The sequence below is a fragment of the Streptomyces sp. NPDC086549 genome, assembly GCF_044746205.1.
Lineage (GTDB): Bacteria > Actinomycetota > Actinomycetes > Streptomycetales > Streptomycetaceae > Streptomyces.
The window spans coordinates 603262-615023 of sequence record NZ_JBIVBS010000002.1 but is presented as its reverse complement, the minus strand read 5'-3'; the positions used below and the strand labels follow the sequence as shown (position 1 = coordinate 615023).

11 protein-coding genes are annotated in these 11762 nt (G+C 70.3%); 8 read left to right on the top strand and 3 right to left on the bottom strand.

Annotated elements, in window-relative coordinates; genetic code table 11:
* The first annotated feature begins 31 nt into the window (after positions 1-31).
* Positions 32-1273, top strand: a complete 1242-nt coding sequence (locus ACIPSA_RS09475) for an amidohydrolase (RefSeq protein WP_402630940.1) — start codon at positions 32-34, stop codon at positions 1271-1273.
* Positions 1274-1330: 57 nt separating this feature from the next.
* Here ACIPSA_RS09475 and ACIPSA_RS09470 read toward each other — a convergent pair whose 3' ends face one another.
* The gene (locus ACIPSA_RS09470) at positions 1331-1672 is read right to left on the bottom strand and encodes a hypothetical protein (RefSeq protein ID WP_402630937.1); all 342 of its coding nucleotides are present in this window, start codon (positions 1670-1672) and stop codon (positions 1331-1333) included.
* Positions 1673-2126: 454 nt separating this feature from the next.
* Here ACIPSA_RS09470 and ACIPSA_RS09465 point away from each other — a divergent pair, with 454 nt between their 5' ends.
* The 7 genes from ACIPSA_RS09465 (at position 2127) to ACIPSA_RS09435 (ending at position 9564) form a co-directional block, all read left to right on the top strand.
* Entirely contained in the window at positions 2127-3182 is a 1056-nt protein-coding gene (locus ACIPSA_RS09465) for a BMP family protein (RefSeq protein ID WP_402630934.1), read from the top strand.
* 198 nt (positions 3183-3380) lie between these two features.
* Entirely contained in the window at positions 3381-4907 is a 1527-nt protein-coding gene (locus tag ACIPSA_RS09460; protein WP_402631731.1) for an ABC transporter ATP-binding protein, read from the top strand.
* Positions 4904-6031, top strand: a complete 1128-nt coding sequence (locus tag ACIPSA_RS09455) for an ABC transporter permease (protein ID WP_402630931.1) — start codon at positions 4904-4906, stop codon at positions 6029-6031. The genes ACIPSA_RS09460 and ACIPSA_RS09455 overlap by 4 nt, the downstream gene beginning before the upstream one ends.
* The gene (locus tag ACIPSA_RS09450; RefSeq protein ID WP_402630928.1) at positions 6031-7317 is read left to right on the top strand and encodes an ABC transporter permease; all 1287 of its coding nucleotides are present in this window, start codon (positions 6031-6033) and stop codon (positions 7315-7317) included. Before ACIPSA_RS09455 ends, ACIPSA_RS09450 begins: the two co-directional genes overlap by 1 nt.
* Positions 7314-7718: a cytidine deaminase gene (locus ACIPSA_RS09445; RefSeq protein ID WP_402630926.1), complete on the top strand. Its 405-nt coding sequence runs from the start codon at positions 7314-7316 to the stop codon at positions 7716-7718. Before ACIPSA_RS09450 ends, ACIPSA_RS09445 begins: the two co-directional genes overlap by 4 nt.
* A gap of 73 nt (positions 7719-7791) precedes the next feature.
* Positions 7792-9075: a thymidine phosphorylase gene (locus tag ACIPSA_RS09440; protein WP_402630923.1), complete on the top strand. Its 1284-nt coding sequence runs from the start codon at positions 7792-7794 to the stop codon at positions 9073-9075.
* A gap of 102 nt (positions 9076-9177) precedes the next feature.
* Entirely contained in the window at positions 9178-9564 is a 387-nt protein-coding gene (locus ACIPSA_RS09435) for an STAS domain-containing protein (RefSeq protein ID WP_402630920.1), read from the top strand.
* On the opposite strand, the gene ACIPSA_RS09430 is transcribed toward ACIPSA_RS09435, so the two are convergent.
* On the bottom strand, positions 9448-10461 hold the full coding sequence (locus ACIPSA_RS09430; RefSeq protein ID WP_402630917.1) for a sigma-70 family RNA polymerase sigma factor: 1014 nt from the start codon (positions 10459-10461) through the stop codon (positions 9448-9450). The two genes, ACIPSA_RS09435 and ACIPSA_RS09430, sit on opposite strands and share 117 nt — an antisense overlap.
* A 119-nt stretch (positions 10462-10580) precedes the next feature.
* Positions 10581-11720, bottom strand: coding sequence for a DNA polymerase III subunit beta (gene dnaN, locus ACIPSA_RS09425; protein WP_402630914.1), 1140 nt, complete (start codon positions 11718-11720; stop codon positions 10581-10583).
* Between the last annotated feature and the right edge of the window lie 42 nt (positions 11721-11762).

The following is an 11762-nucleotide window of genomic DNA, read 5'->3' as shown; positions in this document are numbered from 1 at the left end:
GCGTCCTACCCTTCAGAGGGTGAACCAATTGATGTCCCGAGAGTCCGAGGCCGATCTGTCCGGGGGTGCGCTTCCGGGCGTGCTGAGCGAGGCGCTGCACGCCGAACTCGTAGCGTTCCGGCGCGACTTGCACATGCACCCCGAGCTCGGCAACCAGGAGTTCCGCACGACCGCCGCGATCAAGGAGCGGCTGGAGAAGGCCGGGCTCAGGCCCCGCGTCCTCGCCGTCGGAACCGGGCTCGTCTGTGACATCGGCGGGGAGGCGGGGGGCGGCGGCGCCGACGGGGGCGTGTTCGCCCTGCGGGCCGACATCGACGCCCTCCCCATCCCGGACACGAAGAGCGAGTGCCCGTACCGGTCGACCGTGCCGGACCGGGCCCACGCCTGCGGACACGACGTGCACACGACCGTGGTGCTGGGGGCGGGACTCGTCCTCGCCGAGCTCCACAAGCAGGGGCTGCTGCCCCGGCCCGTGCGGCTGATCTTCCAGCCCGCCGAGGAGGTGCTGCCCGGCGGCGCCGCCGACATCATCGAGTGCGGCGTGCTGGACGGGGTGCGGAGAATCGTCACGGTGCACTGCGACCCCCGGGTGGACGTCGGGCGGATCGGGCTGCGGCACGGTGCCGTCACCAGTGCCTGCGACCGGCTGGAGATCGCGCTGGACGGGCCCGGGGGGCACACCGCCCGGCCGCATCTGACCACCGACCTCGTCACCGCCGCCGCCCGTGTCGCCACCGACGTGCCCGCGCTCGTCGCCCGGCGCGTGGACAGCAGGAGCGGGCTCGCCGTGACCTGGGGGCGGATCGAGTCGGGGCACGCGCCGAACGTGATCCCGCAGCACGCGGAGCTGTCCGGGACCGTGCGGTGCCTGGACCTGGAGACCTGGCGGCAGGCGCCCGACATCGTGCACGCGGCGATCGACGAGGTCGCGACCATGCACCGGGCGAAGTCGGAGATCAACTACGTGCGGGGCGTCCCGCCGGTGGTCAACGACCCCGTCGTGACCGAGCTGCTGCGGGACGCCATGGTCGCGCGCCGCGGCGCGGACTCTGTCGAGGGGACCGAGCAGAGCCTCGGCGGCGAGGACTTCTCCTGGTACCTGGAGCACGTGCCGGGGGCCCTGGCCCGGCTCGGCGTGCGGACACCCGGCGAGCGCACGGTGCGGGACCTGCACCAGGGCGACTTCGACGCCGACGAGTACGCCATCGTGGTGGGCGTGGAGCTGTTCACGGCCGCCGCCTTCCTGGACGCGATGTCCTCTGGGGAGGCCTGAACCACGTACGGCCGGATGAGTCAGGCCGTCCGGCGTGCCACCACCGGACGGCCTGACTCATGTGGCGGGAGCGAAAAGCGCCTGATCTCTGCCGATCAGCCTGACCTCTGCCGATCGGATGGGCTCGCCGGTCTCGATCTTCGTGCTGAGGACGCCGACGCTGGTGTGCGCCGGGTCCGACCTGCAGGTCGCATGCGAGGTCTCGTCCTTGCGCGTGCTGACCCAGTTGCCCTCCAGGTTGAACGTGTGGCCGTTCGGGCCCACGCACACGGCCCGGGCGCGGCGGACGCAGGACGAGCGCGGTGCCGGCGGTGACGCCCACACCGACTGCGAAGAGATGGCTTTACGGAAATTCAGGAGTTCCCCCTTGGGTAATCCCAAATGATCAGCCTTGGTCAATGGCTGAAGATCGCTGGGCTCAACCTGACCAAGGGGCAGAGGGGTCGCAAGACTGTTCGATCGGGCTTGCATTCACCCTGCCTGGCGCGAGGCGCCCGCGGGGCAGCGTCTGGGATCGCCGCGTGGGAAGCGGGCGCCCCCGGCGCTTGTGGGTGTGGGAAGCTGGGCCCACCCCGAGAGCGCTGGTCTCGGTGAGAGTCGTTCCGTCGTCGGGGGCAACACCCTCGCGAGCCATTCGTGCACGGTCTGCGACGGCGGCCGAGGCGCCTTCAGACTCCGAGTTCAGACAGTGTTTGCCTCGAATCGATAACGGCTTTATGAGGGGTGTTTTTCTGACATCTACGCGCGTTACGATTCCGCGGAGCCGACGCCGCCGGGGCGTTCGGCTCGAGCACCGGCACGGTGCTCACATCAAGCGCCGACATGGCGCTCAGGTCAGGTGAAGGAGCCTCCCGTGCGCCGGGTAGCCAAGCTTTCCGCTGCGTGTATCGTCACCGCAGCCCTCGCCGTGACTGCCACTGCATGTGGCAGCACCTCCTCCGACAACACCAGCACGTCTCCCTCCTCGGGTGGCGGCAAGGGTGTCAAGATCGGCCTCGCCTACGACGTCGGCGGCCGTGGTGACCGGTCCTTCAACGACTCCGCCGCGCGTGGTGCCGACAAGGCCAAGGGCGAGTTCAGCGGCGACATCAAGGAGCTGACCGCCAAGACCTCCGACACCGAGGCCGACCGCGAGCAGCGCCTGTCGGACCTGGCGGACGCCGGCTACAACCCGATCGTCGCCGTCGGTTTCTCCTACGCCTCCTCCGTGACCAAGATCGCCGCGAAGTACCCGAAGACCAGCTTCGGCCTCGTCGACTCGGTCGTGGACGCCAAGAACGTCGACAGCATCACGTTCACCGAGGAGCAGGGCTCCTACCTGGCCGGTGTCGCCGCCGCGCTGAAGACGAAGAAGGACCACGTCGGCTTCATCGGCGGTGTCGACGTCCCGCTGATCAAGAAGTTCGAGGCGGGCTACGTCCAGGGCGTCAAGGACACCAACTCGAAGATCAAGGTCGACACCCAGTACCTGAGCCACGGCTCCGACTTCTCCGGCTTCGCCAGCCCCGACAAGGGCAAGCAGGCCGCGCAGGGCATGCTCGACAACGGCGCGGACGTGATCTACTCGGCGGCCGGCTCCTCCGGCAACGGTGCGATCGAGGCCGTCAACGGCGTCAAGGGTGCCTGGGCCATCGGCGTGGACTCCGACCAGTACAACATCCCGGGTCTGGCCAAGTACAAGAGCTCGATCCTGACCTCGATGGTCAAGAACGTCGACGTCGGTGTCTACGACTTCATCAAGTCCGTGCACGACGGCAAGCCGCTGACCGGCACCAACACCTACTCGCTCGCCAAGGACGGTGTCTCGCTGGCCACCAGCGGTGGCTTCATCACCGACATCCAGGCCAAGCTGGACGCCGCGAAGAAGAAGATCATCGACGGCTCGATCAAGGTCAAGACCACTCCGTGACCTGATGGGTCCCGTCGGACCCCGGCTCGGCGGGGGGCGCCATCCGTCGCCCCCCGCCGAGCCATAACAATGTGTCAACTCTACGCGTGTAGCATGGAGTTGCCGCGCTAGCGTCGCCGACGCCTGCCCTCCCCACGCAGCCCCTTTCCCCGAGGAGAGTGCGCCATCAACGCGTCCAGCCCTCCCGCTGCCGTCGAACTGCGCGGCATCACCAAGCGTTTCCCCGGCGTCGTCGCCAACCGCGACATCGACATCACGGTCCGTACGGGCACCGTACACGCCCTGTGCGGTGAGAACGGAGCCGGCAAGTCCACCCTGATGAAGATCCTCTACGGCATGCAGCAGCCGGACGAGGGCACCATCACGGTGGGCGGCGAACAGGTCGTCTTCCACAACCCCGCCGATGCCATCGCCCGCGGCATCGGCATGGTGCACCAGCACTTCATGCTCGCCGACAACTTCACCGTCCTGGAGAACGTCGTCCTCGGCGCGGAGAAGCTGTACGGCATCGGGGCCAAGGCCCGCGCCAAGATCAAGGAGATCTCCGACGCGTACGGCCTGAACGTCCGGCCGGACGTCCTCATGGAGGAGCTCGGCGTCGCCGACCGCCAGCGTGTGGAGATCCTCAAGGTCCTCTACCGCGGCGCCAAGACCCTCATCCTGGACGAGCCCACCGCCGTCCTGGTGCCGCAGGAGGTCGACGCGCTCTTCGACAACCTGCGCGACCTGAAGGCCGAGGGCCTCACCGTCATCTTCATCTCCCACAAGCTGGGCGAGGTGCTCTCCGTCGCCGACGAGATCACCGTCATACGTCGCGGCACCACCGTCGCGACGGTCGAGCCGCAGGGCACCACGTCCAGGCAGCTCGCCGAGCTGATGGTCGGCAGCGAACTGCCCACGCCGGAGACCGAGGAGTCCACCGTCACGGACGTCCCGCTGATCAAGCTGGACGGCCTGCGCCTCGCACAGACGGACCTCGACGGCGTCGAGCGGATCATCCTGGACGACATCTCCTTCACCATCCACAAGGGCGAGGTCCTCGGCATCGCCGGTGTGGAGGGCAACGGCCAGTCCGAGCTGGTCGAGGCGATCATGGGCATGCGCCGGCCGGACGCCGGCGTGATCACGCTCGACGGCGCCGACATCTCCCACGCCGCGACCCGCAACCGCCGCGAGGCCGGTATCGGCTACATCCCCGAGGACCGCCACCGCCACGGCCTGCTCCTGGAAGCACCGCTGTGGGAGAACCGCATACTCGGCCACGTCTCCGAGCGGCCCAACTCGCGCGGCGGGCTGCTCGACATCAAGGCGGCCCGCGCCGACACCGAGCGGATCGTGCAGGCGTACGACGTCCGCACCCCCGGCATCGACGTGACCGCGGCCTCGCTGTCCGGCGGCAACCAGCAGAAGCTGATCGTCGGCCGCGAGATGAGCCACGACCCCAAGCTGCTCATCGCCGCCCACCCCACCCGCGGTGTGGATGTCGGCGCGCAGGCCGCGATCTGGGACCACATCCGCGAGGCGCGTCGCAAGGGCCTCGCCGTGCTGCTGATCTCCGCCGACCTGGACGAGCTCATCGGGCTCTCCGACACCCTGCGGGTCATGTACCGCGGCCGTCTGGTCGCCGACGCCGACCCCGCCACGATCACCCCCGAGGAGCTGGGCTCCGCCATGACGGGGGCGGCCACCGGCCACCTGGAGCACGCAGAGGACGACGCCCGATGAACAAGCTGACCTCACGGATCGACAAGGAGCGGCTGCTCCTCGGGATCGCGGCGCCGCTGCTGGCGATCGTCGCCGCGCTCGTCGTCACCACCCTGGTGATCCTCGCCACCGGCAAGAACCCCGGTGACGCCTTCAGCGACATGGTGACCTACGGCTTCGCCAGCGACAGCCAGGTCTACATCCTGAACAAGGCGACGACGTACTACCTGGCGGGTGTCGCGGTGGCCTTCGGCTTCCGCATGAACCTGTTCAACATCGGTGTCGACGGCCAGTACCGGCTGGCCGCGTTCATCGCCGCCGTCCTCGGCGGGGCGCTCACCGTGCCCGGCTGGATAGCCATCCCGCTGATCATCATCTGCGCCATGGCGACCGGCGCCCTCTGGGCGGCCATCGCCGGCATCCTCAAGGTGACGCGAGGGGTCAGCGAGGTCATCTCGACGATCATGCTGAACTCGATCGCCACCGCGATCATCGCCTACCTGCTCCAGCCCGGAAAGCTGGGCGAGCTCCAGCAGGGCGGCACCGTCGTCTCGACCAAGCCGCTGCCGTCGTCGTCGTACTTCTTCAGCATCGACACCGGCCCGGCCGGCGTGCTGTGGGGCTTCCTCTTCATCGCCGTGATCGTCGGCGTCGCGTACTGGTTCGTGCTCGGCCGCACCAGGTTCGGCTTCGACCTGCGCACCGTCGGCCAGTCCGAGACCGCCGCCGCCGCGAGCGGTGTCGGGGTGAAGAAGATGATCGCCACCAGCATGATCATCTCGGGTGCGGTGGCCGGACTCATCGGCATGCCGACCCTGCTCAACGACAGCCACCAGTTCAGCAACGACTTCCCGGTCGGCATCGGCTTCACCGGCATCGCCATCGCGCTGCTCGGCCGCAACCACCCGATCGGCATCGCGCTCGGCGCCCTCCTGTGGGGCTTCCTGGAGCGCACCACCAACCACCTGGAGTTCCAGGGCTACGACAAGGAGATCCTCGGTGTCATCCAGGGCGTCATCGTCCTGTGTGTCGTGATCGCCTACGAGGTCGTACGCCGCTACGGCCTCAAGCGCCAGCAGCACCGGGTCGGCGCCGAGCTCGCCGCCCAGGCCGCCGCCCCGACGAAGATGCAGGAGGTGGCGTGATGACTGCCACGATGACCGACACGCCGCCGCCCGCGGCGCCCAAGGCGGACACCGCCGCCAAGGCTTCGGGCCGGTCGCTCGGCCAGATCCTCATGATCGTCGCGGGCGCCCTGCTGCTCGTGGCCGCGGTCCGCGTGATCACCGGCTCCAACCAGCTCGACTCCGCCGGACAGGTCAACGCCGCGCTGGGTCTGGGCGTGCCGATCGGGCTCGCCGGTCTCGCGGGTCTGTGGTCCGAGCGGTCCGGCGTGGTCAACATCGGCCTCGAGGGCATGATGATCCTCGGCACCTTCGGCGCCGGCTGGATGGGCTGGCAGTCCAGCCCCTGGCTGGGCCTGCTGTGCGGCATCGGCTTCGGTGTCCTCGGCGGCCTGGTGCACGCCGTCGCGACCGTCACCTTCGGCGTCGACCACATCGTCTCCGGTGTCGCGATCAACCTGCTCGCGCTCGGCACCACCCAGTACCTCGCCAAGCTGTTCTTCGCCGACGGCGCGGCGGCGAACGCGGGCGGCAACCCCAAGCAGTCCCCGCCCGTGGACTCGCTGCCGAACGTCACCGTGCCCGGCCTCTCCGACGCGCTCGCGTCGATCGAGAAGCACCACTGGTTCCTGGTCTCCGACCTCGCGGGCATCATCGGCGGTCTGGTCACCGACCTGTCGGTGGTGACGATCCTGGCCGCGCTGCTGTTCGTCGGCAGTTGGTGGCTGCTGTGGCGCACCCCCTTCGGTCTGCGGCTGCGCTCCGCCGGCGAGAACCCGACCGCCGCGGAATCGCTCGGCGTCAACGTCTACAAGTACAAGTACGCGGCCGTGGCCGTCTCCGGCGGTCTCGCCGGCCTCGGCGGCGCCTTCCTCGCGCTGGTCACCTCGCACACGTACCTGGAGGGCCAGACCGGCGGGCGCGGCTACATCGGCCTCGCGGCCATGATCTTCGGCAACTGGCGGCCCGGTGGGCTGGCCATGGGCGCCGGCCTGTTCGGCTACTCCGACGCACTTCAGCTGCGCAACGGCGGTGTGACCGTGCACGCCCTGCTCCTCCTGCTGGTCGTCCTCCTCGCGGCGCTGGCCGGTTGGAAGCTGTACCGCAAGGCCGTGTGGCAGGGTGTCATCAGCGCCGTCATGGCCGCGCTCGTCCTGGTCTGGTACCTGCTCACGGACGAGGTCCCGAGCGACTTCGTCGGCGCCACCCCGTATGTCGTCACCCTGCTCGTGCTGTCGCTGTCCGCGCAGCGCCTGCGGATGCCCAAGGCCGACGGCATGCGGTACCGGAAGGGACAGGGCAAGTGACCACCTCGGCCGCCGATTTCGACTGGCAGGCGCTGCGCGCGGAGGCCCGCGAGGCCATGTCCCACGCGTACGCCCCGTACTCGGGCTTCCCGGTCGGCGTCGCGGCCCTGGTCGACGACGGGCGCATCGTCACCGGCTGCAATGTCGAGAACGCCTCGTACGGTCTCGGCCTGTGCGCCGAGTGCGGACTGGTCTCGCAGCTGCAGCGCACCGGCGGTGGCCGCCTCACGCACTTCAGCTGCGTGGACGGCACGGGCGGCCTGCTCGTGCCGTGCGGCCGCTGCCGCCAGCTGCTGTACGAGTTCGGCGGGCCCGACCTGCTCCTGGACACCCCGGCGGGCGTCCTGCCGCTCTCGGAGATGCTGCCCCAGGCCTTCGGGCCGGACCATCTCACCAAGTAACTCCCGTAAGGCCCCTCCGAGCCACCGGCCCGGAGGGGCCGCACCCTTCGCACTCCCGGAAGGAACGCACACCATGGCCATGGACGCCATCTCCGTCATCCGCACCAAGCGGGACCGCGGTGAGCTCAGCGACGAGCAGATCGACTGGGTCATCGACGCGTACACGCGCGGCGAGGTCGCCGACGAGCAGATGTCGTCGCTCGCGATGGCCATCCTGCTCAACGGCATGAACCGCCGTGAGATCGCCCGCTGGACCGCCGCGATGATCGCGTCCGGCGAGCGCATGGACTTCTCGTCCCTGTCCCGCCCGACGGCCGACAAGCACTCCACGGGCGGCGTCGGCGACAAGATCACGCTTCCGCTGGCTCCCCTGGTCGCGGCCTGCGGCGCGGCCGTCCCGCAGCTGTCGGGCCGGGGCCTTGGTCACACCGGTGGCACGCTGGACAAGCTGGAGTCGATCCCGGGCTGGCGGGCCCTCCTCTCCAACGAGGAGATGCTGCACGTCCTCGACACCACGGGTGCCGTGATCTGCGCGGCGGGCGACGGCCTGGCCCCCGCGGACAAGAAGCTGTACGCCCTGCGTGACGTCACCGGCACGGTCGAGGCGATCCCGCTGATCGCCTCCTCGATCATGTCGAAGAAGATCGCCGAGGGCACCGGCTCCCTGGTCCTCGACGTGAAGGTCGGCACGGGCGCCTTCATGAAGACGATCGAGGACGCGCGCGAGCTCGCCTCCACGATGGTGGGCCTGGGCACCGACCACGGCGTGAAGACGGTCGCGCTCCTCACGGACATGTCCACCCCGCTCGGCCTGACGGCGGGCAACGGCCTGGAGGTCCGCGAGTCGGTCGAGGTCCTGGCGGGCGGCGGCCCGGCGGACGTGGTCGAGCTGACGATCGCCCTCGCCCGCGAGATGCTCGACGCCGCCGGCGTGAAGGACGCGGACCCGGCGAAGGCCCTGGCCGACGGCTCGGCCATGGACGTCTGGCGCCGCATGATCGCGGCCCAGGGCGGCGACCCGGACGCCCCGCTGCCCACGTCGAAGGAACAGCACGTGGTCAAGGCGTCCGCCTCCGGCGTCCTGACCCGCCTGGACGCGTACGACATCGGCATCGCGGCGTGGCGCCTGGGCGCCGGGCGCGCCCGCAAGGAGGACCCGGTGCAGGCGGGAGCGGGCGTCGAGATGCACGCCAAGCCCGGCGACACGGTGACGGAGGGCCAGCCCCTGCTGACCCTGCACACCGACACCCCCGAGCGCTTCGACTACGCGCTGCAGGCGGTCGAGGGTTCGTACGACATCGCGGCCCCCGGCACGCAGTTCTCGGCCACGCCGGTGGTGCTGGAACGCATCGCCTGACCAGGCGATTTCCCTTTCGGGTGAGCGGGACCGGCGGATCACCGCCGGTCCCGTTCGGCGTGCTGGGACCGGTGACGCGCCGATAGGACCTGCCGCGGCGCGATGAGTTACCGGCGTCCACTCGGTCTACCGCACGTGGACGCCGAATCACCCGCCGTACTCGTGCTGCCCGGCCCCGTCGCAAAGGACGAGGTGGCGGGGCTGTGCGACGACGTGCGGGCGCTGCTGGAGGTCACCGGAGCCGGTGTCGTCGTATGTGACGTGGGCGGGCTCGGACCACCCGGGCTCGGGGCCGTCGACCTCCTCGCCCGGCTCCAGCTCACCGCCCGCCGGGCCGGAGGCCGGATACGCCTCCGCGACCCTGACCCGGCTCTACACGCCCTCCTCGACCTCGTCGGTCTCCGCTTCGAGATGGAGGGGCAGCCCGAACAGCGGGAACCACCGCTTCGTGTCGAGGAAGAAGTGGAACCCGGTCAGCCGGCCGTCTGATATCTCCAGGACCTGGATGGACCAGGGGGTGAATCCGCCCGCCTCCGGGTCCGGCTTGTACTGGGCGAAGCCGGGCAGGCCGTTGACCTGGACCGGCAGCAGGCGGGAGCCGGCGCAGGCGGAGCCCAGGGTCGTCATGAAGCCGGTGATGTCGTCGTGGCCGGTCAGCCACAGGTCGAACGGCGGCATCGTCATCACCGCGTCCTCGTGGAGCAGCGCCGTCAGCGCCGTCATGTCGTACCCCTCGAAGGCGGCGACATAGCGGTCGAGGAGCTTTCGCTGTTCCTCGTCCAGCGGGTCCGACACCGCCGCCCCGGCACCCTTGTCCTCCCGCTCCGCGAGCGTCGCCCGCGCCCGCTGCAACGCGCTGTTGACCGAGGCGACCGTGGTGCCCAGGAGCTCGGCGACCTCGCTCGCCTTCCAGGCCAGCACCTCGCGCAGGATGAGTACCGCTCGCTGCTTGGGCGGCAGCTGCTGCAGGGCCGCCATGAAGGCGAGGCGGATGGACTCCTTGGCGATGGCCGCCTCCGCCGGGTCGTCGACCGTGGGCAGCACACGGGCGTCCGGGACCGGCTCCAGCCAGGTGCTGTCCGGACGGGGGGAGAGGGCCGCCTGGGCCAGGGGCGTCGAGTCCGACAGGTCCACCGGCCTCGCCCGTTTGTTGCCCGCGGACAACATGTCCAGGCAGACGTTCGTCGCGATCCGGTACAGCCAGGAGCGCAGGCTGGAGCGGCCCTCGAACTTGTCGTAGCTCCGCCAGGCCCGGACCAGGGTGTCCTGCACCGCGTCCTCGGCCTCGAAGGAGGAGCCGAGCATGCGGTAGCAGTACCCGGTCAGCTCGGTCCGGTGCTTCTCCAGCGCGACGTCGAGATCCGTCGTCGCCGTGGTGTCGCCCATCGTCCACCCACCCCTGTGGCCGTTCCCGTGAGGCGCCTTCGCGCGCCAGCACTTCGGAAGCTACCGCAGCCCACTGACAACGGCCCCCGCAGCGAACGAAGGCCCAGGCCGGAGCCGTATCAGACCAGTTGCTTCACCGACATGAGCAGATGCCGGTGAGAAACGAAGGCCCCCTCCTCCGCGACCGCGCTCAACAGCGCCCGCTGTCCCGCCCCCAGCAGCTCCATCCGCAGTCCGGGCCCCTCGAACGAGTTCAGCGCGTCCAGCAGATACGCCGGATTGAAGGACACCGTCACCTCCTCGGCGCCCGTCAGCCCCGCCGGCAGCCGCTGCGCCGCCACGTCGTCCCCGTACCCGGCCCGCACCCGCACCGACCCGTCCCCGGCCGAGAAGTCCAGCCGTACCGGACTGTTCGCCTCCGCCACGACCGAGACGCGCCGCACCGCCTCCGCCAGTGCCCCGCACTCCACCTCGGCGACCGTGGCCCCCGTGAGCTCGAACAACGACCCGTAGCCCGGCAGCCGCCCGTCCAGCCGCCGTACGACCGACCGCATCGGCCCGCCCTCGAAGCCGACCAGGCCACCACCGGCCGAAGCCGACGGGTCGAGCCCGATCCGCACGCTCCCGCACCGGGCCAGCGACCGTGCCACGTCGAGCAGCCGACGCGCGGGCAGCAGCGTCTCCACCGGCCCGCCGCCCGCACCGGCCTCCGGCTTCCACGGCAGCCGCCGTACGGCGTACCGGTAGCGGTCCGACGCCGACACCGTCATCTCCTCGCCCTCCAGGCGCAGTTGGACGCCCGTCAGCACCGGCAGTGTGTCGTCCCGGCCCGCGGCCACGGCGACCTGCCCGACGGCGGTGGCGAAGGCGGCCGCGTCCACGGCCCCGTACGACGGGGGCGTCACCGGAAGCGCCGGGTACTCGTCGAGCGGCAGTGTCGACAGCCCGAACTCCGTCCCGCCCGCCTCCACCGTGAACCGCGTCCCCTCCAGCGCGCAGCTCACCGGCCCCTCCGGGAGCACCCGGCAGATGTCCAGCAGCCTGCGCCCGAGCACCAGCACCCGGCCGGACGCGGCCGTCTCCGCGTCGGCCTCGATGCGCGCCGCCGTCTCGAAGTCGAAGCCGGACACCGTCAGCCGTCCGGCATCCGTCTCCAGCAGCAGCCCGCCCAGCACCGGCACCGGCGACCTCGCAGGCAGCGCCCGCGCCGCCCACGCCACGGCCTCGGCGAACGCCCCGCGCTCGGCCCGAAACTCCATACGAAAACCCCCTGCTCGGTCCGGTTGTCGCGCGGACACTAG